This window comes from Halomonas sp. TD01, assembly GCF_923868895.1.
Lineage (GTDB): Bacteria > Pseudomonadota > Gammaproteobacteria > Pseudomonadales > Halomonadaceae > Vreelandella.
Genome location: NZ_OV350343.1, coordinates 2,470,011 through 2,495,490 on the forward strand (window position 1 = coordinate 2,470,011; position 25,480 = coordinate 2,495,490).

A 25,480-nucleotide genomic window follows, 5' to 3' on the forward strand; every position below is an offset into this window, starting at 1 on the left:
CTCACTGCCCCCCGAAGCCGATGTCGTAACGTTTTTGTAGCCGAACGAAAATCCACTCGGATACGCTGGCAATTAGCAAATAAACCGCCGCTACAGGAAGTAGAAAAGCAAAGGGCTCATGGGTGGCTCGAGAAGCTTCTGCGGCCACGCGAACCATATCAGTCAAGCCAATTACTGATACGAGTGCGGTCGTTTTAAGCAGTACCATCCAGTTGTTGGATAAGCCGGGGAGTGCATGGCGCATCATTTGCGGAAAGCGAACACGCCGAAATAACAAGGCATTACTCATACCGTACGCTTTTCCCGCTTCAATCTGGCCGTTATCAACTGCCATGAAAGCACCGCGGAAGGTTTCACCCATGTAGGCACCGAAAATGAACCCAATGGTGATGACACCCGCTGCGAAAGCGTTGAAATTGATATAGATATCAATTTCATAGTTGTAGTAGAGCATGTCGCTAATGGCGTTAACGCCGATTTGACCACCAAAGAATAGCAACATCATTAGCACTAAGTCCGGCACGCCGCGAATCACGGTGGTGTACACCGTCGCTGTGCGCCGTAGGAACCAGTTGCGTGACATTTTGGCAGTCGCCGTTAACAAGCCAAGTACAATGGCTAGAATAAGCGACAGAACTGCTAATTGAAGTGTAACGCCCGCCCCTTCGATCAGGCGGGGGCCATAACCTTGCAAATCAAGCATGGTGTGCCTCGCTGATCAATATTTGGGGGCTAGGAACTGCTTTAAGCGCGGTGATTGCGGGTTGCCTAGCACTTCAGCAGGCGCGCCAGCTTCTTCTACCAAACCTTGGTGCAGATAAATCACTTTGCTGGATACATCGCGGGCAAAGCTCATCTCGTGAGTGACCACCACCATGGTGCGCCCTTCATCGGCTAAGCCGTGCATTACCTTCAAAACGTCGCCAACCAATTCTGGGTCAAGGGCAGACGTCGGTTCATCGAACAGCATCACTTCTGGGTCCATCGCGAGCGCTCGGGCAATCGCTCCACGCTGCTGCTGCCCACCCGACATTTGTGCCGGATAGGCATCGGCGCGTGCGCTAAGCCCAACGCGTTCGAGCAGTGCACGTGCATGCTCGATGGCTTCTTTTTTGGGTTTTCCCAGGACATGAATAGGCGCTTCGATGATGTTCTCAAGCAACGTCATGTGAGCCCATAGGTTAAAACTCTGGAACACCATCGACAGTTTGGCACGCATTTGCACGACTTGCTTCCAATCAGCAGGTTCGCGGCCATGCTTGGTCGTTTTAAAGCGAATCTGTTCGCCATGGACGAACAATTCACCCTCGTCGGGCTGTTCCAGGAGATTCATACAGCGCAAGAAGGTACTTTTGCCAGACCCCGATGCACCAATCAGAGTGATGACATCACCCTTTTGGGCTTCGAGAGAGAGGCCTTTAAGGACTTCTGTGTCGCCAAAGCGCTTTTTTATATTGCGCACTTCAAGGGGAGTAGGCGTATCAGCCATAACAGTGGCTCCAGTACAGGGTTGCCGCAGCAGCAACAGGTTTAAAACACGTGCTTGATAGGCGGCTGGCGCGAAAAAAGGGGCGATTCTATCAGGCCTTGCGCATATTGCGTGCTTTCCTTATGTGATAAATAAGAAAAACGTTCGTTTTAATGCACATTGCTAAGCCTGGAATAGCCTCTACGTTATTGTTGTTAAAGCAGTTTTTAACAGTTTTTGCTTGGTAATAGCGTGTGAATCGTTAGCTGGCGTGGGTAGGAACAACCAGCAGCGCTGCCCGCGCGCCAATTTCTACCTTTGCATTCGGAAATACCACATGCAGTGGCGCGTCTCCAACAATAAAATCACCCGCTACGCTATCTTTTGCGAGACAAGTGCCCGGCTCAAAGCGGCTGAAATTGGGGACGTCTTCGTCAAAACAGAGACTAAATGTTTCCGCCTGACGCATTAGTTCATGTTGAACTTGGAAAAACGTCATTGTTTCAGCAGGCTTTTTAGGTGGCTGTTCCCCAGCGCTAAGAGCGCTAATAAGCGTTAACATTGGCGCTAATGCAGCCATATCGTTTTCTCCAAACGGTGCAACTCGGCCTAACTCGAAGGTGAAGGCTTGGGCTGCGTGGAAGTGCTTACTATAGTGAGAAAACGTCCAGCTATGCTGGTGCTGGTGTAGCACCGCTTGCATATCCGCCGCTGCGAGCCATTCCCAGTGCTCTGGGTCGATCACGGTTTCCGCGTAGGGCTCTACGACGAAGCGAGTGTAGAGGCTGCCGCGAATAGCCGTGTGTAAATCGTAGTGAAGTTTGGGAAGTGCCTGATGACGATCATAAAAGGCATCTACTGCAGACATTAGCTCGCGAGCCCGATCAGGTTCTTCGCCTGTGTCGGACAATTCGCGCTGAAATAGGCGGTTGAGGTTAGTCGTAATAAACCGTTGCTGGGTCTTTAGGGCAGGAATATTGCCTAAAATCACTAGCACGGGGGCTCCAATGGTTACCGTGCCTGCCTCTACCGCAGATAGCCAGTTACCCAGTAGTTCCACGGGGGCTGTTTCGTTACCGTGTATCGCGGCTGAAAACACGCAGGCGTGAGCCGCTGGGTGAATGGCTGCCGGAGTTATCTCTAAGATACCCGGTGCATGCAATTGGTAGGTGCCGCTGCCAAAGCGGCCTGACCGCGGAGAAGGGTGTTTGTCATCGAGTGTCCAATCAAGCCATTGGCCAAGCATGAAGTTTTCCTTGAGCAGGGAGCGTCAGCTTTTTGTAATGCTGTACCTTTAACATGATGAAGCTTAACCACAAGGGGGGACGTCGATAGCATGAAAAACGCAGGTGCGAACATGAAAATTCATCGATAAAAAAACGCTTATGCGCAGTATTGCATAAGCGTTTTCATGTTTAGCTTTTGCTAAATTTATTCGTTTATTCTGAGCGTTGTCGCTTCATTTCTGATTGATATTGTGTGGCAAGCGACGACTTTTGCTGTTCTTTTAGGCCACGGCCTGCCAGTTGAAACACCTCTTGTTCCTCTTCATCCAGATGGTGGGTGACTAAATGCTGTAACTGCTTGGCGTGGGTTAACCAGTTCGTTGCGCTGTATTCGGTATCGTCGAGGAGCTCTAACATTTCATCAATTTCATGGTGCTCTGCGACACTATGGCGAGCTTTTTCCTGGGTTAGATCGATATCCATCATGGGGATATAGAGTGAGCGTTCTTCGGCGTTGGCATGGTATTTAAGTTCGGCACGCACTTTTTGATAGAGCTTATCGCGCTCTTCGCTATCGCCTTGGGTTTCTACCAGGCGTGACAATAAATCCCGCTGGATGTCGTGATCTTTTCGTAATACTTCGAAAATCGTCATGCCTGTCTCCGTGGCTGCTCTTAGGGGATTCTTCGGGGTCTTTCTCCGATGCTGTTTTGGTAGCGGAAACTGTTGAACAAGATGAATGCAAAATAGATAGATGTAGAAAAGCTAGTGCTGAAGCGCTGAAAGCGCAAGGCGAGAACGGGGGGTGTCCATCGACAAAATCGAAGGAGGGCATCGAAAACATTCGCTTTTTTCTACGCTGAGCTGAGCTATGTTGTTAACAAACTTCGGTAAGCCTAAGACATGTGAGACACAGCCCTAATGGTTAGCACTATTAACAGCACTACCAGATAACATGATTAGACAACACTGCAAGGAGTGAGTAATGACAAAGGTATTGGTTCTTTATTATTCCATGTACGGCCATATAGATACGTTAGCTGCTGCGGTGGCGGAGGGCGCGAAAAGCGTTGATGGGGTTGAGGTTACTGTTAAGCGTGTCCCCGAAACCATGCCAGAAGAAGCATTCAAAAATGCAGGTGGTAAGCAGGACTTCACTACGCCAGAGGCGACTCCTCAGGAGCTTGCGGATTACGACGCGGTTATTTTCGGCACCCCTACGCGGTTTGGCAATATGGCGGGTCAGATGCGTACTTTCTTAGATCAAACCGGTGGGCTGTGGGCCAATGGCGCGCTGCGTGGCAAGGTGGCTAGTGTGTTTACCTCTACCGGGACCGGCGGCGGTGATGAAATGACTATTACCTCCACCTGGACGACGCTGGCCCACCACGGCATGGTCATTGTGCCGATTGGCTATGGTATTGAAGAGCAGTTTGATATCTCCAAGGTGAGCGGTGGAACACCCTATGGCGCTGCCACGCTAGCTGGCGGCGACGGTTCACGTCAGCCAGACGATCGCGAACTGAAAATTGCCCGTTTCCAAGGTAAGCATGTCGCGGAAATTGCTGCGAAGCTGGCGAGCTAACCCCGTCTACCAACACCCTAGAAGCGCAATGCCTCACTGTTTTTACAGTGAGGCATTTTTGTTAGCCGCCAATACGTTCAGCAATCGCCTGGCCTAGGCTTAACGTATTACCTTGCCCGCCAATATCGCGGGTGAGCACTTGGTTATTGCCTTCGCTCAATACATCTTCAATAACTTTTACCATCGTATCGGCGGCTTCTTGATAGCCCAGGTGCTCTAGCATCATGGCACCTGACCAGATTTGGCCAATGGGGTTGGCAATCCCTTTGCCTGCGATGTCTGGTGCACTGCCGTGAACCGGTTCAAACAAGCTGGGGAATTTGCCTTCTGGGTTGATATTGGCAGAAGGCGCAATGCCGATGGTGCCCGTGCAGGCGGGGCCAAGGTCTGAAAGAATATCGCCAAACAGATTGCTGCCGACCACCACATCAAACCAGTCTGGGTGGAGTACAAAGTTAGCGGTCAGAATATCGATGTGGAATTTATCCACTGCAATGTCGGGATACTGCTTAGCCATTTCGGCAACCCGCTCATCCCAGTAGGGCATGGTGATTGAGATGCCGTTGGACTTGGTGGCTGAGGTGAGTTTTTTGCGCGGGCGGGTTTGAGCAAGGTCAAACGCATATTTCAGCACCCGATCAACGCCGACGCGGCTCATCACCGTCTCTTGAAGGACAATTTCACGCTCGGTGCCTTCGAACATCTTGCCACCGACACTTGAATATTCTCCTTCGGTGTTTTCGCGCACCACGTAAAAGTCGATATCGCCTGGCTCACGACCTGCTAATGGGCTTTTGATGCCGGGCATGAGTTTGCAGGGGCGCAAGTTGATGTACTGGTCAAATTGGCGGCGAAACTGCAGTAGCGAGCCCCATAGCGAAATATGGTCAGGTACTTTATCGGGCCAGCCGACAGCACCGTAAAACAGCGCATCAAAATCCTTGAGCTGCTCGAACCAGTCGTCGGGCAGCATTTTGCCGTGCTCTAAGTAGTAGTCACAACTGCCAAATTCAAACGTTGTGAATGCTAGGTCAATGTTGAAACGCTTTGCGGCAGCTTCCAGGGCGCGAATGCCTTCGGGCATCACTTCGGTGCCAATACCGTCGCCAGCAATGACTGCAATGCGGTGGGCCATAGTGGCTCCTTCTGTTATTAGCGTTCGGGGCAGGTTTGATCTTGTACGACGTCAATCAATTCATCGGTGGGGAAGTTAAGCTCGGTAGCGCGTTGGCGCAGGCGCTCTTTCTGTGCGCTATCCATGGTTGGCGTGCGGGAGAGAATCCATAGGTAGTCGCGGTTCGGGCCTGACACCAGCGCCCATTGGTAGTCATTATCCAGTTCTAGAATGTTGTAGCCGCCGTAGAAAGGGCCAAAGAAACTGACTTTTAACCGCCCGACGTTTTCATCGTCAATAAAGTAAGCACGGCCTTCGGCTTCATTCCATTCTTGTTCTGTAAGGTTGTACCCACGGTTGATAACGCGCACGCCGCCGTCGTCACGCAGGCTGTAGCTAGCCGTTACGCAGTCTAAGTCACGCTCAAAGGAGTGATCCAGGCGGGCGATTTCATACCATTGACCTAAATAGCGGTTAAGTTCAAAGCCTGTGACGGGTTCAGTGCCGTCAGGAATGCCGGTGCAGCCCGTTAATACAAGACTGCTGAAGGCCATAAACCCAGCGACTTTTCCCGCCTTCTTCCCAGATATTCGTGCGGAAGTGAGCATTGCACGCTCCTAATTACAGCATGGTATATAAGTGTTAAATCTATCAGTATGGCGAAATAAGCGCTATGAACGGTTGCCTTTGGCGTCTCTTTTGCCGGAAGTAGGCGGAAATAGGCTATGGTATTTCTGTACTCAATAACCTCTTACAATCCCGGCAACAAAGGAGTGTTTATGTGGCATCAACAAGAGATTCACTTACCGGAAATGCCCAGGGGCTTTCATCTGATTACAAATGAAGTAGCCAGGGCACTGCCGTGCTTGGCTGAGTGCAGTCAAGGACTACTGCACCTGCAGCTAATGCATACTTCTGCTTCGCTTACTCTAAATGAAAATTCTGATCCTGACGCCCGTCACGACCTAGATGCCTTTATTCGCCGCTTAGTGCCCGAAGGGCTGAACTATTTCCGTCATACGCTGGAAGGGCCAGACGATATGCCTGCCCATGTGGCATCAAGCTTGCTGGGTACTCAGCTTACGCTAGCCATACGTGATGGCCGTTTGGCGCTGGGCACTTGGCAGGGGTTGTGGTTAGGTGAGCACCGAGAGCAAGGAGGTGCGCGCCGCATTTTAGTGACGCTAACTGGTCGCTAGTGATAATTCGAACGTAGGCCTAGTAAACACACTATTTTTCCATTTTTCTTGCCATTTTGGTGCAGCCGTGAAGAATGATGCGCCTCCACTGTTTTAATAACTGTAAAAAAGGCGTGTTACCTATGGATTTTACTATTCCCCCCCTGTTGACGGCGATGGTTGATCGCGGCAACGGGTTACTATGGGGCAGTGTGCTGATTTACCTGCTAATCGGTGCTGGCCTCTACTTCACCGTCATGACCCGCGGTATCCAAGTACGTTATTTCGGGCACATGTTCAAACTGTTGCGCAGTTCGCGCCAATCTAACGGCGGCATTTCTTCCTTCCAGGCACTTTCCACCAGCCTGGCAGCACGGGTAGGTACTGGTAACCTAGCTGGTGTGGCGGTAGCGATTTATTTTGGTGGTCCCGGCGCGATTTTCTGGATGTGGATGACCGCCATGGTGGGTATGGCGACAAGTTTTGTGGAGTCCACTCTGGCACAGGCTTATAAAGTCGATCACGGTGATAACACGTTCCGTGGTGGTCCTGCCCGTTATATTGAGCGTGGCTTGGGATTACGTTGGCTGGCAGTACTGTTTTCGATCTGCTTGATTATCGCGTTTGGGTTGGCGTTTAACAGCGTACAGGCCAACTCCATCGCCCAGGCCATGGAACAGGCATTTGCCATTCCCACCTGGGCCATGGGGTTAGTCCTAATGGCGGTAGTTGCCCCCATTATCTTTGGCGGCCTAAAGTCGATTGCTAAAGTGGCCGAGCTAGTGGTGCCGCTGATGGCACTCTTGTACTTAGTATTAGCACTGGCGGTGGTTGCACTCAATATTAGCGACTTGCCCGCGGCCTTTATGACCATTATTAAAAGTGCCTTTGGCTTAGAGCAGGCGGCCGGTGGCGCAATGGGTTACGCCATTTCCCAAGCCATTATGAACGGTATTCAGCGTGGCTTGTTTTCCAACGAGGCCGGCATGGGCTCGGCGCCTAATGCTGCCGCGACTGCCAGTACACGGCCAGATCATCCCGCTGCCCAGGGTTTTATTCAAATGCTGGGCGTGTTCTTAGATACTTTGGTCATTTGTACCGCCACTGCGGCCATCATCATTATGGCCGGGCCTGAACTGCTAGCTGGCGAGGAAAACAACGGTATTCAACTTACCCAGATGGCACTCTCTAGCCATGTGGGTGACTGGGGCGGTATGTTTATTGCCGTTGCGATCTTGCTGTTTGCATTTACCTCGGTAATTGCTAACTACTCTTACGGTGAATCTAATATTGAGTACTTGGCAGGCCGTCGTGCGCCTGTTGCCGTACTGATTTACCGTTTGGCAGTTCTGGGCATGGTGATGGTGGGCTCGGTTGCCAGTTTGGGTGCTATCTGGAATTTTGCCGATCTTTCCATGGGTATGATGGCAGTGATTAACTTAGTGGCTATTCTGCTGCTGTCGCCGATTGCCTTCGCACTGTTCCGTGATTACGACGCTCAATTGAAAGCGGGTCAAGAGCCTGTATTTGATCCAAGTAAATTTCCTAAATTGGTAAACAAGGTAGATCCTAACGCGTGGCCAAAGCGGAAATAAGCGCTATTTTTTGACGTGATAGACGAAAGCCCCGCTACTGCGAGCACAGCAGAGCGGGGCTTTTTATTATTTTTAATTCGATTTTTTCGAATGAGATAGGAGAAACGTTGCGCTTTTGTTAATTGAAAAGCGCCGTAAAATAGCCTTCATTGCTCCCACTGATACGTTAGGAAATTCTCAATGACCACTCGTGCACTGCTTGTAACTTCTTCTATTCTAGGCGAGAACAGCCAGTCCAATGCGTTAGCCAACCATTTTAAAGCTAAAACGGAAGAGCGCGATGTAATGGTTACCCATCGTGATGTGGTAGCTAACGCGTTACCGCACCTTGCGATTGAAGAACTTGGTGCATGGCAGACGCCAGCAGAAGAGCGCAGCACTGAACAGCAGGCATTGGCAGCCCACTCTGACGAATTGTTGGCAGAGTTACGGGCGAATGATGTCCTGGTATTGGCGGTCCCGCTGTATAATTTGGGTATTCCTTCCCAGTTGAAAGCGTGGTTTGACCGCGTGCTGCGCGCTGGTGAAACCTTCCGCTACACTGAAAACGGTCCGCAAGGTTTGATTGAAGGTAAGCGTGCGATTATTTTAGCTGCTCGCGGTGGCCAATACGCGGGGACTGAATTAGATAGCCAGACGCCACATCTAAAAACCATGCTCGGTTTAATGGGCATTAGCGATGTGGATGTGGTCTTTGCGGAAGGATTGAATATGGGCGACGCTCAGCGTGATGCTGCGCTAAAAGAAGCGTTCCAAGCCATCGATCAACTGGTCGAAACACTCTAGTAAAACGTTGATTTATGAGAGATAACAATGCCACGCCCAGAACTGCTCGAACAGATTTATACTATTGTTGATCAGATTCCTGCTGGGCGGGTAACCACCTATGGGCGTATCGCGGCAATGACCGAGGGGGCTACGCCTCGCATGGTAGGCTCGGCGATGCGTCATTTACCTGAGGGGCATCAACTGCCCTGGCACCGAGTGATTGCAGCTTCGCTGAAGCTGGCCGATCACGGCGGAGCTGATTGTCAGCATCAGAAACTGCGTAATGAAGGCGTCATGTTTGATAGTAAAGGGCGAGTACCCGCTCATCTTGTGTGGCCTGATTGAGCCAGAAGCGCTTTAAAAACAACGCCGCCCATTCGGGCGGCGTTGTTGGTTTACTCTTCCAGATTAGCCCCAGACTTCCAGGACCAGTCGCGCCAGCGAAGGTCAAATAGATCTTTGCGGCGGTCTTTCAGGTTGGTCACTGAGCCCTCGGCACGGACAACCGTGAGGCGGGTCAGGTCGAGATCCGAGAAGAAAATCATTTCGGTGTTAGGCGTGGTTTCCGCCAGCACTGCATCGTGGGGGAATGCGAAGTCCGACGGCGAGAACACCGCCGATTGTGCATACTGGATATCCAGGTTTTCAATCGAAGGCAAGTTGCCGACGCTGCCGCACAGCACCACATAGCACTCGTTTTCAATGGCACGCGCTTGGGCGCAGTGGCGCACTCGCAGGTAGCCATTTTTGGTATCTGTCCAGAACGGTACAAACAGAATATCCATATCCTGATCGGCTAGCAGTCGGCCAAGTTCCGGGAACTCAACGTCGTAGCAGATCAAAATGCCCACGCGGCCTGCGTCGGTGTCGAAGACCTGGAGGTTATCACCGCCTTCGATTACCCAGTCGCGGCGCTCCTGTGGCGTGATATGCAGCTTCGACTGCTTTTCGATTTCGCCGTCTCGGTGGAACAGGTAGGCAATATTGTATAGCCGGTCATCGTCACCGACTTCAATCATGGAGCCACCGACGATGTTGATGTTATACGACACCGCCATCCGCGACAGTTCGGTTTTAAAACGCTCAGTGAAGCCCGCTAAAAAGCGAATCGCGCCCATTTGATCCTGTTGGGCTGAGCGGTCTTGTAGACCCATCAGCGGTGCGTTAAATAGCTCCGGAAATACCGCAAAGTCACTTTGATAATCTGATAGTGCGTCAACAAAGTACTCAATTTGTTGAAGGGCCGCTTCCACTGAAGCGAACTCACGCATCTGCCACTGTACAGCTCCCACTCGTACCTGAGTCGGGCGGGTATCTAGCACGCTCTCAGCAGGCTCGAACAGGATGTTGTTCCACTCCAAAAGAGTGGCATAGCCGCGAGACTGCTCATCTTCTGGCAGGTACTTACGCAGTAAGCGTTTTACTTGGAAATCGTTAGCTAATTGGAACGATAAAATCGGGTCGTAAATCTCTTTACGAGAGACTTTTTCGATGTACTCTGCTGGGGTAAGTTCTTGAGCGTGCTGGTGGTACTCGGGAATGCGGCCACCCGCCAGAATGGCACGCAGGTTGTGCGAGCGGCACAGTTCTTTGCGTGCTTCATATAAACGCCGACCCAAGCGGTAGCCACGGTAGTCGGGGTGGATAAGCACATCCAGCCCGTACATGGCATCGCCATCTTGATCGTTAAGGATGGTTTCGCGATGGCCGATCAGATCGTCATATTTATGCGGGTTGGAAAACTCGTCATAATCGACTTGTACCGTCAGCGCTACGCCCACCAGCATGCCATCGTCCTCAATGGCAATTTGGCCATCAGGGAATTCCTGGATGAGCTTGTCAATGGTGTGCTTTGGCCACGCACCGCCGATGTCGTGATACACCGCGTCCATCAGTGTTTTGAGCTGTTCGTAGTCATCGCTGGTGAGGTTGCGAAGATTAAGGTGCAGTTCTTCTAGGGACATATTCAGGGGTTCCCGGCCGTCGAATGAAGTTAGCCCATTGTATCATTGCTGTGCGTTGCTCGTTTTATCTGCCGTGATAGTACGCACCAGGGGGCGTGTCAGCGTTTGCGCCATGATGACCCCCGCAAGGATGAGTAGCCCACCCATAAAGTGGAACCCTGCGATCTGCTCCCCTAAAAACGCCATGGCAATCAGGGCGCTAAATAGCGGCATCAAATTGATAAATATACTCGACTGGTTCGCGCCGATTTGGCGCACCGCGCGCATCCATAAAAAAGTGGTAATGATGGAGGCGGGAATGCCTGCGTAAAGGATCAGCCATATATTGTGGCTATCTACCGGTGTCATGGGACCCATTAAATAGGGCGGCAATAGGAATAAAACCGCAAAGCAGACCTGGGCATAGAGCATTACCCAAGGGGGTAGGTTCATCGCCCAGCGCTTTAGCATTACCCCGTAAAGGGCGTAGCAGGTGGCGGCAACTACCATTAATGCGTCACCGGCGGCTACCTGTAATTGCAACAGAGACAAAGGGTTGCCGCGCCCAAGCAATACCGTGACGCCAATGAATGCCAAAACACCTCCGACAACACCGCCAAGCGTAGGCGGCTCGCGCAAGATCAGAGCGCTTAACAATACGGTGAGAAGCGGCACCATGGCAGCCAAAATACCCATATTGGTGGCGGTCGTTGTTTCCGCGGCCACATAGGCCAACCCTTGCCACAGCCCCATGCCAAGTAATCCCAGCAGCGCCAGTTTTGGCCAGTGGCGGCGTATTTCATCGCGATGACGTAATACCGCAGGGAGTACAAACGGTGTCATTACTGCCAGTGCCAGCAGCCACCGTAGAAAAGCGATACTGCTGGGGGCAATGGCACCCACGGTTAATTGGTTAATTGTCATGTTCCCTGACCAAATCAATACCGTGGCCAGTGGAGGTAAAAAGTAAATCAATGGCATAGCGGGTTCCCTTATCGTTAGCCTGGTAATGTGACGTGCTTTCGCAAGAGGAGCAAGTGCTTTGCCACAATGGGTAATGGTTTTGCAAGGCGGCCAAAAGGTGACAGATTGAGGGGTGTAAAGGACTGTACGTCGGGCAGCGTATGTCATACGCTTGTTTGAATGTTCTTAACAATATAAAGGAGTACCGTGATGAACCAGACGCCCGCTTACCCGCATCTGTTCCGATCGCTGACCGTTGGCCATTTAACGCTGCCCAATCGTGTATTGATGGGGTCAATGCACACCAATTTAGAAGAAGCCCCCAATGGTTTTGAGCGTCTAGCGGCCTTTTATGCCGAGCGTGCTCGCGCGGGTGTTAGCCTGATTGTGACGGGTGGTATTGCTCCTAATGCTGAAGGCGCTGTGTTTCAAGGGGCGAATGCACTTACCGATGAGTCTCAGCTAGCTGAGCATAAGCGCGTTGTTGATGCTGTTCATGACGCGGGTGGGCATTTGTGTATGCAGATTCTCCATGCCGGGCGCTATGCCTATTCGCCAGAGTTGGTAGCCCCTTCTGCGTTGCAGGCACCGATCAACCCGTTTATGCCTCGGGCACTTTCAGGCGATGAGGTTGAGCAACAGATTGACGACTATGTACGCTGCGCGCAGCTTGCCCAGCAGGCGGGCTATGACGGTGTTGAGGTAATGGGCTCAGAGGGTTACTTAATCAACCAGTTTATTTGTCGTCGCACCAATCAGCGTGATGATGAGTGGGGCGGTGATTTTGAGCGACGTATTCGCTTCCCGATTGAAATTGTGAAACGCATTCGCGCGGCAGTGGGCGAGCGCTTTTTGATGATTTTTCGCCTGTCGATGATTGATCTGGTGGAAGAAGGTAGTACGTGGGAAGAAGTGGTGCAGCTTGGTCAGGCCATTGAAGCCGCGGGCGCGAATGTGATCAATACCGGTATTGGCTGGCACGAAGCCCGGGTGCCAACCATTGTAACCAGCGTACCTCGTGCAGCGTTTACCGAAGTTACCAAACGTATTAAAGCAGCACTATCCATCCCGTTGATCACCACCAACCGTATCAATATGCCCGAGGTTGCCGAGCGCGTGCTGGCAGATGGGCATGCGGATATGGTGTCGATGGCGCGCCCGTTTTTGGCTGACCCTGAATGGGTGCGTAAAGCTGAGGCGGGTCTTTCAGACGAAATCAATACCTGTATCGCCTGTAACCAAGCCTGCCTAGATCACACCTTTATGGGCAAACTCACGTCATGCTTGGTCAACCCAAGGGCGTGCCATGAAACCGAGTTAACCCTTGAACCCGCGAAAACGCCAAAGCGGGTAGCGGTTGTCGGCGGTGGCCCAGCGGGGCTTGCTACCGCTGTGGCAGCTGCCAGCCGGGGGCATCATGTGGTGCTGTTTGAGCGACGCAGTGAGCTAGGGGGGCAGTTTAATTACGCCCGTAAAATTCCTGGTAAAGAGGAATTTAACGAAACTCTGCGCTATTTCCGGGTGATGCTAGAAAAATACGCCGTGGACGTTCGCCTCAATACGGCGGCTAGCCACGATACATTAGCTGAGTTTGACGAGGTAGTGATTGCCACCGGCGTTACCCCCCGTGAACTTGCACTACCAGGTGCCGATCATGCCAGTGTGCTTAGCTACGCTGAGGCCATTGAGCGTCCCGAGCGAGTGGGCCAGCGTGTGGCAGTGATCGGTGCCGGCGGTATTGGGTTTGATGTATCAGAGCTGCTCGCCGATCAGGGGCATCCTGAAATGGACGTAGCAGCTTGGTGTGATGAGTGGGGCGTTGACCTTGCCGTGGGCGATCGTGGCGGCCTAAAGCCGCCAATGCCGCCGGTTTCTACTCGTGACATTGTTATGCTCCAGCGCAAAAGCTCTAAGCCGGGTAAGAACCTGGGCAAAACCTCGGGCTGGGTGCATCGCGCGTCACTAAAGCAGCGGGGCGTTAAAACGCTGACTGGCTGCGAGTATTTGAAAATTGATGATGCGGGGCTGCACATTCGCCGGGATGGTGAAGAACAAGTGCTGGCGGTAGACACTGTCGTGGTGTGTGCTGGGCAGGAGTCAGTTCGCGAGCTTATCGAGCCTTTAAGCCAGTCGGGAGCACGCTTTCATGTGATTGGCGGTGCCGATGAAGCAGCGGAGCTAGACGCTAAGCGGGCCATCGACCAAGGCACACGACTTGCCGCTGCCCTGTAGTTAAATGATATAACCAAGCGAGTTGGGCGGGTGACGTAAACGTTGAAATGGCGATAGACTGGTCGATCAAGGTAGCTGTTAACCACAGTTAACAATTTAAGGCGCGAGTGGCACCCAGCTTGCGCCGTACGACCGTCAGATAAAAGGACTATCGTCATGACCTCGGAGTGTACCCCACGATTTTTAGCCAGTGATAACACCTCAGGTATCTGCCCAGAGGCAATGGAATACCTGCTGGAAGCCAATCAAGCCGATGATTTGGCCTACGGCAACGATCGTTGGACTGCCCGCGCCGCAGATCGTTTTCGTGAAATGTTTGACTACGATTGCGACGTTTTTTTTGTGTTCAATGGTACTGCAGCAAACTCACTGGCACTTTCCGCAATGGGGCGCAGCTATCACAGCGTTATTTGTCATGAATTGGCCCACATTGAAACCGATGAATGTGGTGGCCCTGAGTTCTTTTCTAACGGTGCGAAACTGCTGACCTCTCCGGGGGCTAACGGGAAGCTAACGCCACAGGGCATTGAAGCGCTGGTCACTAAGCGTAGCGATATTCATTATCCCAAGCCTAAGGTGGTGTCGCTTACCCAAGCGACAGAAGTTGGCACGGTGTACTCTCGGGAAGAGTTATTAGCAATACGCGCTATGGCAGATAAGCATGATTTGCGCCTGCACATGGACGGCGCACGGTTCGCAAATGCCTGTGCCAGTCTCAATGCCAGTCCCGCAGAGCTAACGTGGCAGGTAGGCGTCGATGCGTTGTGTTTTTCGGGAACCAAGAACGGACTAGCGTTTGGTGAGGCGATTCTGTTTTTTAACCGCGATTTGGCTGAGGATTTTTCCTATCGCTGCAAGCAGGCAGGCCAGTTGGCTTCTAAAATGCGCTTTGTTTCCGCCCCGTGGCTTGGGTTATTGGAAAGCGGTGCGTGGTTAACCAACGCTGAACATGCCAATGCCATGGCGCGTTATTTATCAGAAGGGTTACAGGCGCTACCTGGCGTTTCACTGATGTTTCCGACCCAGGCCAATAGTGTTTTCGTTGAATTTCCTCCTCATGCAATCGAGGCGTTGAAAGCCAAAGGATGGACTTTCTATACCTTTATTGGAGCGGGTGGTGCGCGTTTTGTATGCGCTTGGAACACGACCGTTGAATTGCTGGATCAACTGTTGGCAGATGTGAAAGAAGTGCTGGAGTAATACTTTCTAAGCAACGTCTGTTAGATGCGTTGTTTCCCGCTATTGCGCCGCCTGTCAGGCGGCGCTGTGCGTTTTGAATAGCGTTTTTATGATGATCACGTATTCAACGCAACTTAATCTCTTCCGCTGTGCTCAAATTATTAAAAATTGTGCGTTGAAGGTTTAGTCATCACTTTTTGCTAATGCTGACTACGCTGATAGAGCAACACCTCGTATTGCACACCGCTTGATGTTTGGGCTTGGCGGTAGCTGCTGGGGGATGGGCCACAGGAGAGTTCCATGAGCATCTTTGATCACGTTCAAGACCGATTTGCCCGCGTTCAGCAAGAGGACATGAGCCTAGAGGAGTATCTGGCGCTTTGTCGCCGTGACCCAAAGGTTTATGCCAGCGCGTCAGAGCGTATGCTGGAGGCCATTGGCGAGCCTGAAGTGATCGACACGGCGAAAGACCCGCGTCTATCACGCATTTTTTCGAACAAGGTGATTCGCCGCTATCCTGCATTTGCTGAGTTTCATGGTATGGAAGAAGCCATTGAGCAAATTGTGGCGTACTTCCGTCACGCGGCTCAGGGGCTGGAAGAGCGTAAGCAGATTCTTTATCTACTCGGGCCAGTGGGGGGCGGTAAGTCGTCGTTAGCTGAGCGTTTGAAGTTGCTGATGGAGCGTATCCCGTTCTATGCCATTAAAGACTCGCCGGTGTACGAGTCACCGCTAGGGCTGTTTTCGCCAGAAGAAGATGGCGAACTGCTAGAGAAGGAATACGGCATTCCCCAGCGTCATCTACGCAGCGTGATGTCACCTTGGGCGGCTAAGCGTTTAAAAGAGGCGGGCGGCGATATTTCCCAATTTCGGGTGGTACGCCTTTATCCCTCGCGGTTGAATCAAATTGCCATCTCTAAAACCGAGCCTGGCGATGAAAATAATCAGGACATTTCGTCATTAGTGGGTAAAGTCGATATTCGCCAGTTAGAGCTTTACTCTCAAGATGACCCGGATGCCTACAGCTTCTCTGGCGGGCTTTGCCGAGCTAACCAGGGGCTGATGGAATTTGTCGAGATGTTTAAAGCGCCGATTAAGGTGCTGCATCCGCTGCTTACTGCCACCCAGGAGGGCAACTACAACCCCACAGAAGGCATGGGGGCAATTCCTTTTGACGGTGTGATTTTAGCCCACTCTAACGAATCGGAATGGCAGGCATTTCGCAACAACCGCAATAACGAGGCGTTTTTAGATCGTGTCTATATCGTCAAAGTGCCTTACTGCCTGCGGGTCTCCGAAGAGATCAAAATTTACCAGAAATTGCTTGAAGACTCCTCACTTAACGCAGCTCCCTGCGCCCCCGATACGCTGCGTATGTTGGCGCAATTCTCAGTGCTCTCGCGGCTAAAAGTGCCCGAAAACTCGAGCATCTATTCTAAGATGCGTGTGTACGACGGCGAGAACCTGAAAGATACCGATCCTAGAGCGAAGTCGATCCAGGAGTATCGTGATGCGGCAGGTGTAGATGAGGGCATGCAGGGCTTATCTACTCGTTTCGCCTTCAAGATACTTTCTAAAGTGTTTAACTTCGACGGCACTGAAGTCGCCGCGAACCCTGTGCATTTGCTGTATGTGCTAGAGCAAGCACTAGAGCGTGAGCAACTGCCTTCTGAGGTGTTTGAACGCTACATTGGCTTTATCAAAGAGTTTCTGGCACCGCGCTATGTCGATTTCATTGGTAAGGAAATCCAAACGGCGTACTTGGAATCCTACAGCGAGTATGGGCAGAACATCTTTGATCGCTACGTGACCTATGCGGATTTCTGGATTCAGGATCAGGAGTATCGCGACCCCGAAACGGGCGAATTGTTGAACCGTCAGTCGCTGAATGACGAACTGGAAAAAATTGAGAAACCAGCGGGCATCTCTAACCCGAAAGACTTCCGTCACGAAGTGGTTAATTTCGTATTGCGGGCGCGTGCGCAAAATAATGGCATGAACCCCAGCTGGCAGTCTTATGAAAAGCTCAAAGGCGTTATCGAACATAAGATGTTTGCTAATACTGAAGAGCTGTTACCGGTTATTTCGTTTAATGCTAAGGCGTCGAAGTCAGACCAGAAGAAGCACGAGGACTTTGTGGCGCGCATGGTTGATCGTGGCTATACCGAAAAACAAGTTCGGCTGCTTTCAGAGTGGTATCTACGCGTGCGCAAGTCCCAGTAGCGGATAATCGGAGGTCATATGACCTACTTTATTGATCGAAGGCCTAACGCTAAGCATAAAAGCGCGGTCAATCGGCAGCGCTTTTTGGAACGTTATCGCAAGCATATAAAGCGTTCGGTGGAGGAGGCGGTTAACCGCCGCTCCATTACCGATATGGAGCGGGGTGAGAAGGTATCTATTCCTACCAAGGACATCTCTGAGCCCGTGTTTCAGCACGGGCCAGGGGGAGCACGACAAATCGTCTCGCCGGGGAATAAAGAGTTTTTAGAGGGGGATAAAATTCGCCGCCCTAACGGACAGGGCGGCGGAGATGGCGCGGGCGAAGGGGGGGCTTCCAATCAAGGAGAAGGTGACGACGAGTTTGCATTCACCCTAAGCCGCGAGGAGTTTTTGGAGTTTGTGTTTGATGGTCTTGAGTTGCCCCATTTGCAACGCAAGCCATTGAAGTCACTTGAAGAGATAAAAATGGTGCGTGCGGGGCTGGCGCGTGATGGGGTGCCGTCACGAATTAGCATTACCCGATCAATGCGCGAAGCCTACGCGCGCCGTATCGCTATGCGCGCACCCATTAAGCGTGCGTTGAAAGAGGCTCAAGAGGCGCTCGCCGCGGAAGAGCGTAAGGATCCGGTGTTGCGCAACCCAGCACGAATTGTTGAGCTAAAGGCAGAAATAGAGCGGTTGGAGAAGCGCATTGAAGGGGTACCGTTTATCGATACCTATGATCTGCGCTATCACCAGCTGTCGGCCCAGCCTCAGCCTTCGAGCCAAGCGGTGATGTTCTGTGTGATGGACGTTTCTGGTTCCATGACTCAAAACCATAAAGACATCGCTAAGCGGTTTTTCTTATTGCTCTATCTGTTTTTGGAAAAGCATTACGAAAAAGTAGAGCTAGTGTTTGTGCGCCACCACACGGCTGCTCGGGAGGTAAACGAGGAGGAGTTTTTCTACTCCCGTGAAACCGGTGGCACTATCGTTTCCAGCGCGCTCACCCTGGTAAATAAAATCATCGAAAAACGCTACCCCGCCGAGCAGTGGAACCTCTATATCGCCCAGGCATCGGACGGCGACAACTGGGATGATGACTCGAACATTTGCCGGGACTTACTGGTTAAACAGCTCATGCCGCAGTTGCAGTACTACGCGTATGTGGAAATTACTCCTCATGAGCATCAGTCGCTGTGGCATGAATATGAAACGGTCGCCGCGCAGTTTCCTGAACGGTTTGCGATGCGCCAAATTGTTGATGCTGGGGATATCTACCCCGTCTTCCGTGAACTGTTTAAACGTCGGTTGAGTCAAGAGCAGTAACGCGAACCGAGGAGTACGCCATGAGTGTAGCCCGCAAGCCAATAGCGACCGGTTCCGACTGGAATTTTAGTGTGTTGGAACGGTTCGATGAAGAACTCGCCAGGCTCGCCGATGAGTACCGTCTAGATACTTATCCCAATCAGATAGAAGTGATTACCACCGAACAGATGATGGATGCCTACGCGAGCGTAGGGATGCCGGTAGGTTATCACCACTGGTCGTTTGGTAAGCAGTTTCTTGCCGTCGAGCAAGCCTATAAGCGCGGCCAGATGGGCCTCGCCTATGAGTTGGTGATTAACTCCAACCCATGTATCGCCTATCTAATGGAAGAGAACACGTTAATGATGCAGGTATTGGTCATTGCGCATGCCTGCTATGGGCATAACTCTTTCTTTAAAGGTAATTACTTGTTCCGCGCCTGGACCGATGCCGATTCCATCGTTGATTACCTAGTATTTGCTCGTAAGTATATTGCCCAGTGTGAAGAGCGCCACGGTGTTCATGCGGTCGAGCAATTGTTAGATGCCTGTCACGCACTACAAAACTATGGTGTAGACCGCTACAAGCGACCCTCACCTATTTCTGCTGAAGAGGAGGTAAGGCGCCAAGAAGAGCGCGAGGCTTACCTGCAAACCCAGGTCAATATGTTATGGAGCACGATTCCTGATGCGCCCAATGGCGTTTCTCCACTACCGGGTAGTCTGCATAGTGATGAAGATCCGCTTGGCCTGCATAGCGGAGGGCTTTATCCCTCCGAGCCCCAGGAGAACTTGCTCTACTTTATTGAAAAAAACGCGCCGCTTCTGGCTCCCTGGCAGCGTGAAATTGTGCGTATCGTGCGTAAGCTAGCGCAGTATTTTTATCCCCAGCGGCAAACACAGGTGATGAACGAAGGGTGGGCTTGCTTTTGGCACTATACGCTAATGAACCGCTTATATGATGAAGGCAAGGTGAATGAAGGCCTGATGCTGGAGTTCTTGCAATCCCATGCAGCGGTTATCAATCAGCCAGACTTTGATAGCCCGCACTACAGCGGACTTAATCCGTATGCGCTGGGCTTTGCGATCTTTATGGACATTAAACGGATTTGTGACGCGCCAACCGATGAAGATCGAGAGTGGTTCCCTGATATTGCCGGTAGTCCGTGGCGCGATACCGTCGAGTTTGCTATGCGCAATTTCAAGGATGAGTCGTTTATACAGCAGTTCTTATCCCCCAAAGTGATGCGCGATCTCAAGCTGTTCCTAATTGTCGATGATGATCAGATGGAAACACTGGAAGTGGCGGCAATTCATAATGAGCGAGGTTATCGGCGAGTACGCGAGGCACTTTCAACCCAATACGCCTTATCGGTGCGTGAGCCAAATATTCAAGTTGTCGAGGCGGCTATACGGGGGGATCGTTCGTTGACCTTACACCATGTACAAGATAGCCGTCGGCCTCTTGGTCGCAGCGTATATCCGGTGATTCGCCATTTGCAGCAGCTATGGGGGTTTCCGGTGCACTTGGTCTCAATGGAGGAGGGGCGTGTTACGCGTCGTTACCGGTGGCCGATTGAAGAGGAGAGCAACGACGTTAGTTAAGAGCTAAATAATTACCCCGCGGCAAGCGCGGGGTAATGTTCAAGCCTGATTGTGTCGCCAAAATTAGTCGGCTATTAACATCAGCCTTGGGCAGTCCAGGACTGGCACCAGCCGTCAGGCTCGACGCTATTTTGCGGGAACAGCTGGCAACCTTCATTTTCTGCATTAAAAAACATGCAGTTTGAGCACAGTTCGCCTTCCTCATAGGCCGGGTGATCGCTTGCGTCACTGGCTACTTCAACGTAGTTAAGTGCCTGGGCGGTAGAATTAGATGGATCAAGGCGAGGCAGTTCCTGGGCAAAAGCAGTCTTCGACAGGATGCCAGCACCAAATGGCAGGGCGGCGAGGCCCATTACGCTGTTACGCATGAACTTACGACGGCTCTGATTAGCCATGGTGTCTCCTTATCGTCACGGTTTGACGTTTTTGCTTATGTTATTGGGTGGTGAACCACCTCTAATACTCCGACAAATCTTATAAACCGGAGTTCTCCAGTCCATGCTAGCGCATGCTCAAAATTAGTGCGAATAACCTTATGAGGAGCGCGACAATTGGCCACGCCATTGAGCGGAGCTTGGCCCTAGCAAACAGCCTGTTATACTCGCCTCTGGTTTGCCGATTAGATTGTTATTAACGCTGTTGTTGGGGGTGCTATGCAAAACGCTGTGATTTTAATCAATACTGAAAAAGGTCAGGTAAAAGCTGTCGCTGAGCGCCTTGCTGATGTAGACGGTATCAGTGAAGTCTATTCGACGTGTGGTCGCTATGATTTGGTCGCTATTGCCCGTACCCCTGATTTTGAAAGCCTTGCTGAACTGGTCACGGAGCGTCTAAACGCTGTAGAGGGCATTAGCGATACCGAAACGCTGAATGCGATGCAGGTGCACTCCCGTCACGACCTAGAAACGATGTTTTCCCTGGGCTGGTAACTGATAAATTACCTGACATAAAAGCAGGATGCAGAATCATTACTATAGGGAGTAAGACTGTTGGGAAAATCGCTTTCGCGCTGGCGTCGTCAGGGAAAACGCCTCGGTATCGCTGTGCTTTTTGTCATTGTGGGAACGGGGCTTTGGGAGTTTCAGGGGCGTCAACATCAGGATGACTATACATGGATGGGGGTGCCTACTTGGGATGGGTTGCATCCAACAACGTTTCACCGTGTGCTAAGAAACGATGGTTTCTTGGCGGGGTGGTCAGATATACGGGCAAATCCACTTTGGGTCAGTTATCAGGTTGAAGCGGTGTCCGATGATACTCGTATTGGGCCGCGGCCTAATTTTAAAGCTGACTGGCGCACGTTATGGCCAATAGGTACGGATAGCTATTCCGGCAGTGGCTATGATCGCGGGCACTTAGCACCTAACTACGCCATTGCAGCGGTACACGGCCGTCATGCTCAGATCGATACCTTCTTGATGAGTAATATGACGCCTCAGCGGCCTAATTTGAATCGCCAGCTGTGGCAGCGTCTTGAAGAATCAGTGATGGATCATTTTGCACCGCGCTTTGATCGTTTGCAGGTGATTACTGGACCCATTTTTCCAGAGCGCTTCATGGACAATGTATTTAATCGCGTTGGTTTTGTGGAAGTGCCAGTAGCATTTTATAAGATCATCGTTGTACCGAATGAAGAGGCACCGCTGGCGCTTGCCTTTATCATGCCGCAAGACGTTCGTGGTAATGAGCCGTTAGACGATTATCTGGTTACTATCGATGAGATCGAGTCGCTTACAGGGCTGAACTTCTTCCCTGATTTGTCGGCAGAGCGTGAAGCTGTGTTGGAAGGGCAACTGCGTACTCAAGGCTGGGCGCTAGAAGAGGTCGCGCGACGTCCTGGGCGTTTCCAGTAATGCAAAAATACCGTGAGAGCGAAGATATTCGCTTGAGCGGTTTTTTAAGTAAGATTTTTTAAACTAGGGTTTCTATAGATAAACAGTGAGAACGTTAAGAGGGAAGCATTGCAGATGAATTACTAAAAGCAGATGGTGGGATGTTGATCAAAGATGATGTGAATTAAACCATTGAAGTGGTGCCCAGGAGAGGACTTGAACCTCCACGTCCATACGGACACTAGCACCTGAAGCTAGCGCGTCTACCAATTCCGCCACCTGGGCACATCATTTTTGCTACTGATCTTACTGCTGTTTGTATTCGTATGGTGCCCAGGAGAGGACTTGAACCTCCACGTCCATACGGACACTAGCACCTGAAGCTAGCGCGTCTACCAATTCCGCCACCTGGGCGAATACAAACATTTTGCTGATGCTTTTTTTAGTACTATTGTCCAGTACTATTTTTCAGCACTACTTCCAATACTACTGCTTGCCGCTGCACCATTTTACATCATGAAAAGGGGGTAACACGATATAGGATGGTGCCCAGAAGAGGACTTGAACCTCCACGTCCATACGGACACTAGCACCTGAAGCTAGCGCGTCTACCAATTCCGCCATCTGGGCAAGTGGCGCGTATGATACCGAGGCCTCGCTTAAATGCAAGACCCGGTTACTGTTTTTATCACTAAAATCGCACAATTGCCGCGCTAGGTGGTTGGGTGATTGAACTGGCAGCGCTATAATGCAGCTATGACCAAACAAAACATGACGTTTTTCAGCCAATCAGTGGCTGAATCCCCTCGCCCGCAGCGCACTGCGCCTGCGCAAGCTGTCCGCCTCCCGCAAACGCTATCAAGGATGTTGATCGCATGAAGTACTGGACGTTGAGTGATGATCCGCACGCCGAGCGCGAGGCGCAAAAGTATGATAATCCTGCGCCCAGCCGCGAGTATTTATTAGCTGCCCTGGAAACGTACGGCAAGCCAATAACCCACGAAAACATGAGCCGCATGCTCGGCATTGAAGATGAAGATCATCTTGAAGCTGTTCGTCGTCGTATGGCTGCCATGGAGCGTGATGGTCAGGTGCTGCGCGATCGTCGAGGAGCCTACGCGCTGATCGACAAGCTAGATCTGATTAAGGGCAAAGTGCTTGGCCACCGAGATGGCTTTGGGTTTTTGCTTCGTGAAGATGGCAAAAAACCGGACTTAGTGTTGCCTCCACGTCAGATGCGCCGTGTTTTTCACGGTGATTATGTGCTGGCGCGTGTTAGTGGCCGCGACCGTCGTGGTCGTGACGAGGCCACTATCGCTGATGTGATTGCGCGAAACACGCAAACGATTGTGGGTGTATACCGTAGCAACTCACCTGAGTTTGGTGTGCTGATTCCTGAGAACCCACGCATTACTCAAGAAGTTATCATTCCTCATACCGCGAGTGCTGGCGCGAAAGACGGGCAGGTGATATCTGCGAAAATCGTCCAGCAACCGGCTACGCGTGTTCAGCCGGTCGGCGAAGTTATCGAAGTGCTGGGTGAGCGAATGGACCCCGGCATGGAAATAGATATCGCGATTCGTAGCTACGATATCCCAGCGGAATTTCCGCCAGAAGTGCTTGATCAAACCAGCGGTATTTCAGCAGAAGTGTTAGAGGAAGATAAGCAACACCGAGTCGATCTGCGTGAGCTTCCTTTGGTCACCATTGACGATGAGTCCGCCAAAGACTTTGACGATGCGGTGTGTGCATGGAAGACCAAGTCGGGTAGTTGGAAGCTGCTGGTGGCGATTGCCGATGTGTCGCACTATGTGCGTCCTGGAACCGCGCTTGATGATGAAGCGCGTACACGGGGTAACTCGGTGTACTTCCCGGGCCAAGTTGTGCCGATGCTGCCTGAGCTTCTCTCAAATGGCTTGTGTTCGTTAAATCCCCAAGTAGATCGTCTTGTGATGGTCTGCGAAATGAATATCTCCAAGACGGGTGCCATTAGCCGCTATTCGTTCTATGAAGCGGTAATGAACTCCCACGCTCGCCTGACCTATAACAAGGTGGCAGCCATTCTCGATAACGAGAGTGACGAGGGCGAAGCGCTACGCAATGAACACAAGGCGCTGGTGAAGCCGCTGCAAAATCTGCACGAGCTTTATGGCCTGCTGCGTAGTGCCCGGGAAGAGCGTGGTGCGATTGATTTTGATACCACCGAAACGGCGATTATCTTTAATGATGAGCGCAAGATTGAAAAAATTGTGCCGCGCACCCGCAACGATGCTCATAAGCTAATTGAGGAGTGTATGCTGGCGGCCAACGTGGCCACCGCGCGGTTCCTGGATAAGCACGACTTGCCCGCTCTGTATCGTATTCACGAGCGCCCAACGCCAGAGCGCCTTGACAAGCTGCGTCTGTTCTTGAGTGAGCTCGGGCTTTCTGTTGGCGGTGGCGATATGCCGACGCCCCAGGATTATCAAGCGTTACGGGAAGTGATTATTGATCGCCCGGATGCTGACATCATTCAAACCGTCATGCTGCGTTCAATGAATCAGGCGGTTTATTCGCCTCAGAATGAGGGACACTTTGGCTTGGCTTACCAGGCCTATGCGCACTTCACTTCGCCGATTCGTCGTTATCCCGACCTGTTGGTGCACCGTGCCATTCGCTCGGTTATTCGTGGGCCGCGCCAAACCAATACGGTGGTCCGGGTAGAAGGTGCACCGGTTGATCCGCCAAGCAAGTGGTGTCCTTATACCTTCGAGCAAATGCTTGAGCTGGGTGAACACTGCTCGATGACCGAACGGCGGGCTGATGAAGCAACTCGTGATGTTGAAAGTTGGCTTAAGTGTGAGTTTATGTCCGATAAGCTGGGCGAAACTTTCGACGGTACTATCGCCTCGGTGACTCAGTTTGGCTTGTTTGTGCGTCTGGATGATTTCTATGTCGAAGGGTTGGTGCATGTCACCTCGCTGCCTTCTGACTACTACCACTACGAAGCAGAGAAGCATCGTCTCAAAGGTGAGCGCACTGGCACGACGTACCGCCTGGGAGACGGGCTTACGGTTCAGGTTGCGCGGGTAGACATGGATGATCGTAAGATCGACTTTGGCCTTGCTGACGAGAAACCTCGGCCACGCCGCCAGCCGCGCAAACGTCGTGGTGGAGAAGGTGGTGCTGGAAAAGAAGGTGGCGCTGACAAGGCGGCAGCATCAACAGACAAGCAGCCGACGCGCCGTGGGCCAAGACGCACGCGTAATGGCCCGCGTAAACCATCACCGAATAAGGGTTGAGC

The 25,480-nt window shown here is 51.7% G+C and carries 22 protein-coding genes and 3 tRNA genes; 13 read left to right on the plus strand and 12 right to left on the minus strand.

Features of this window, described 5'->3' with window-relative positions; all coding sequences use genetic code 11:
* Position 1 precedes the first annotated feature (1 nt).
* The 4 genes from L1X57_RS11185 to L1X57_RS11200 form a co-directional block, all read right to left on the minus strand.
* Positions 2 to 703, minus strand: a complete 702-nt coding sequence (locus L1X57_RS11185) for an ABC transporter permease (protein ID WP_009721656.1) — start codon at positions 701 to 703, stop codon at positions 2 to 4.
* Between the two features lie 15 nt (positions 704 to 718).
* Positions 719 to 1,489 carry an ABC transporter ATP-binding protein gene (locus L1X57_RS11190; RefSeq protein ID WP_009721657.1) on the minus strand — a complete coding sequence of 257 codons (771 nt, stop codon included), beginning with the start codon at positions 1,487 to 1,489 and terminating at the stop codon, positions 719 to 721.
* A gap of 241 nt (positions 1,490 to 1,730) precedes the next feature.
* Positions 1,731 to 2,714, minus strand: coding sequence for a succinylglutamate desuccinylase (locus L1X57_RS11195; protein ID WP_009721658.1), 984 nt, complete (start codon positions 2,712 to 2,714; stop codon positions 1,731 to 1,733).
* Between the two features lie 193 nt (positions 2,715 to 2,907).
* Positions 2,908 to 3,348 carry a hemerythrin domain-containing protein gene (locus tag L1X57_RS11200; RefSeq protein ID WP_009721659.1) on the minus strand — a complete coding sequence of 147 codons (441 nt, stop codon included), beginning with the start codon at positions 3,346 to 3,348 and terminating at the stop codon, positions 2,908 to 2,910.
* Positions 3,349 to 3,679: 331 nt separating this feature from the next.
* Between L1X57_RS11200 and wrbA the strand changes: the two genes are divergently transcribed.
* A complete protein-coding gene (wrbA, locus tag L1X57_RS11205) occupies positions 3,680 to 4,279 on the plus strand; it encodes an NAD(P)H:quinone oxidoreductase (protein ID WP_009721660.1) in 600 nt (199 codons plus the stop codon).
* Positions 4,280 to 4,340: 61 nt separating this feature from the next.
* On the opposite strand, the gene L1X57_RS11210 is transcribed toward wrbA, so the two are convergent.
* Together L1X57_RS11210 and L1X57_RS11215 are read right to left on the minus strand one after the other, a co-directional pair.
* A complete protein-coding gene (locus L1X57_RS11210; protein ID WP_009721661.1) occupies positions 4,341 to 5,414 on the minus strand; it encodes a tartrate dehydrogenase in 1,074 nt (357 codons plus the stop codon).
* Positions 5,415 to 5,431: 17 nt separating this feature from the next.
* Complete coding sequence (locus L1X57_RS11215) at positions 5,432 to 6,001, minus strand: lipocalin family protein (RefSeq protein ID WP_009721662.1); 570 nt, start codon at positions 5,999 to 6,001, stop codon at positions 5,432 to 5,434.
* A 171-nt stretch (positions 6,002 to 6,172) separates the two neighbouring features.
* On the opposite strand from L1X57_RS11215, the gene L1X57_RS11220 reads away from it, so the two are divergent.
* The 4 genes from L1X57_RS11220 (at position 6,173) to L1X57_RS11235 (ending at position 9,279) form a co-directional block, all read left to right on the plus strand.
* Positions 6,173 to 6,592 (plus strand): secondary thiamine-phosphate synthase enzyme YjbQ, encoded by a 420-nt coding sequence (locus L1X57_RS11220; RefSeq protein ID WP_009721663.1) that lies wholly within the window; start codon positions 6,173 to 6,175, stop codon positions 6,590 to 6,592.
* 122 nt (positions 6,593 to 6,714) lie between these two features.
* Complete coding sequence (locus L1X57_RS11225; protein WP_009721664.1) at positions 6,715 to 8,166, plus strand: alanine/glycine:cation symporter family protein; 1,452 nt, start codon at positions 6,715 to 6,717, stop codon at positions 8,164 to 8,166.
* Between the two features lie 180 nt (positions 8,167 to 8,346).
* Positions 8,347 to 8,952, plus strand: coding sequence for an FMN-dependent NADH-azoreductase (locus L1X57_RS11230; RefSeq protein WP_009721665.1), 606 nt, complete (start codon positions 8,347 to 8,349; stop codon positions 8,950 to 8,952).
* Between the two features lie 27 nt (positions 8,953 to 8,979).
* A complete protein-coding gene (locus tag L1X57_RS11235; protein ID WP_009721666.1) occupies positions 8,980 to 9,279 on the plus strand; it encodes an MGMT family protein in 300 nt (99 codons plus the stop codon).
* Positions 9,280 to 9,329: 50 nt separating this feature from the next.
* Here the strand turns inward: L1X57_RS11235 and L1X57_RS11240 are convergent, their stop codons facing one another.
* On the minus strand, positions 9,330 to 10,898 hold the full coding sequence (locus L1X57_RS11240) for a carbon-nitrogen hydrolase family protein (RefSeq protein ID WP_009721667.1): 1,569 nt from the start codon (positions 10,896 to 10,898) through the stop codon (positions 9,330 to 9,332).
* Between the two features lie 42 nt (positions 10,899 to 10,940).
* Positions 10,941 to 11,858, minus strand: coding sequence for a DMT family transporter (locus L1X57_RS11245; protein ID WP_009721668.1), 918 nt, complete (start codon positions 11,856 to 11,858; stop codon positions 10,941 to 10,943).
* 192 nt (positions 11,859 to 12,050) lie between these two features.
* On the opposite strand from L1X57_RS11245, the gene L1X57_RS11250 reads away from it, so the two are divergent.
* The 5 genes from L1X57_RS11250 (at position 12,051) to L1X57_RS11270 (ending at position 20,365) form a co-directional block, all read left to right on the plus strand.
* On the plus strand, positions 12,051 to 14,072 hold the full coding sequence (locus tag L1X57_RS11250; protein WP_009721669.1) for an NADPH-dependent 2,4-dienoyl-CoA reductase: 2,022 nt from the start codon (positions 12,051 to 12,053) through the stop codon (positions 14,070 to 14,072).
* A gap of 156 nt (positions 14,073 to 14,228) precedes the next feature.
* Positions 14,229 to 15,272 carry a threonine aldolase family protein gene (locus tag L1X57_RS11255; RefSeq protein ID WP_009721670.1) on the plus strand — a complete coding sequence of 348 codons (1,044 nt, stop codon included), beginning with the start codon at positions 14,229 to 14,231 and terminating at the stop codon, positions 15,270 to 15,272.
* Between the two features lie 279 nt (positions 15,273 to 15,551).
* Complete coding sequence (locus tag L1X57_RS11260; RefSeq protein WP_009721671.1) at positions 15,552 to 17,474, plus strand: PrkA family serine protein kinase; 1,923 nt, start codon at positions 15,552 to 15,554, stop codon at positions 17,472 to 17,474.
* Positions 17,475 to 17,492: 18 nt separating this feature from the next.
* Positions 17,493 to 18,782, plus strand: a complete 1,290-nt coding sequence (locus L1X57_RS11265; RefSeq protein WP_009721672.1) for a YeaH/YhbH family protein — start codon at positions 17,493 to 17,495, stop codon at positions 18,780 to 18,782.
* Positions 18,783 to 18,802: 20 nt separating this feature from the next.
* Positions 18,803 to 20,365, plus strand: coding sequence for a SpoVR family protein (locus tag L1X57_RS11270; protein ID WP_009721673.1), 1,563 nt, complete (start codon positions 18,803 to 18,805; stop codon positions 20,363 to 20,365).
* Positions 20,366 to 20,445: 80 nt separating this feature from the next.
* Here L1X57_RS11270 and L1X57_RS11275 read toward each other — a convergent pair whose 3' ends face one another.
* Complete coding sequence (locus tag L1X57_RS11275) at positions 20,446 to 20,760, minus strand: high-potential iron-sulfur protein (RefSeq protein WP_009721674.1); 315 nt, start codon at positions 20,758 to 20,760, stop codon at positions 20,446 to 20,448.
* Between the two features lie 258 nt (positions 20,761 to 21,018).
* Here L1X57_RS11275 and L1X57_RS11280 point away from each other — a divergent pair, with 258 nt between their 5' ends.
* Together L1X57_RS11280 and L1X57_RS11285 are read left to right on the plus strand one after the other, a co-directional pair.
* A complete protein-coding gene (locus L1X57_RS11280; RefSeq protein ID WP_009721675.1) occupies positions 21,019 to 21,294 on the plus strand; it encodes an Lrp/AsnC family transcriptional regulator in 276 nt (91 codons plus the stop codon).
* Between the two features lie 60 nt (positions 21,295 to 21,354).
* Positions 21,355 to 22,218 carry a DNA/RNA non-specific endonuclease gene (locus tag L1X57_RS11285; RefSeq protein ID WP_009721676.1) on the plus strand — a complete coding sequence of 288 codons (864 nt, stop codon included), beginning with the start codon at positions 21,355 to 21,357 and terminating at the stop codon, positions 22,216 to 22,218.
* A 177-nt stretch (positions 22,219 to 22,395) separates the two neighbouring features.
* Here L1X57_RS11285 and L1X57_RS11290 read toward each other — a convergent pair.
* From L1X57_RS11290 to L1X57_RS11300, 3 genes are all read right to left on the minus strand, one after another.
* Positions 22,396 to 22,482: transfer RNA gene (locus L1X57_RS11290), tRNA-Leu, on the minus strand.
* Between the two features lie 42 nt (positions 22,483 to 22,524).
* Positions 22,525 to 22,611: transfer RNA gene (locus tag L1X57_RS11295), tRNA-Leu, on the minus strand.
* Positions 22,612 to 22,740: 129 nt separating this feature from the next.
* Positions 22,741 to 22,827, minus strand: a tRNA-Leu gene (locus L1X57_RS11300).
* Between the two features lie 245 nt (positions 22,828 to 23,072).
* Between L1X57_RS11300 and rnr the strand changes: the two genes are divergently transcribed.
* Positions 23,073 to 25,478, plus strand: a complete 2,406-nt coding sequence (gene rnr, locus L1X57_RS11305) for a ribonuclease R (protein WP_009721678.1) — start codon at positions 23,073 to 23,075, stop codon at positions 25,476 to 25,478.
* Positions 25,479 to 25,480 lie beyond the last annotated feature (2 nt).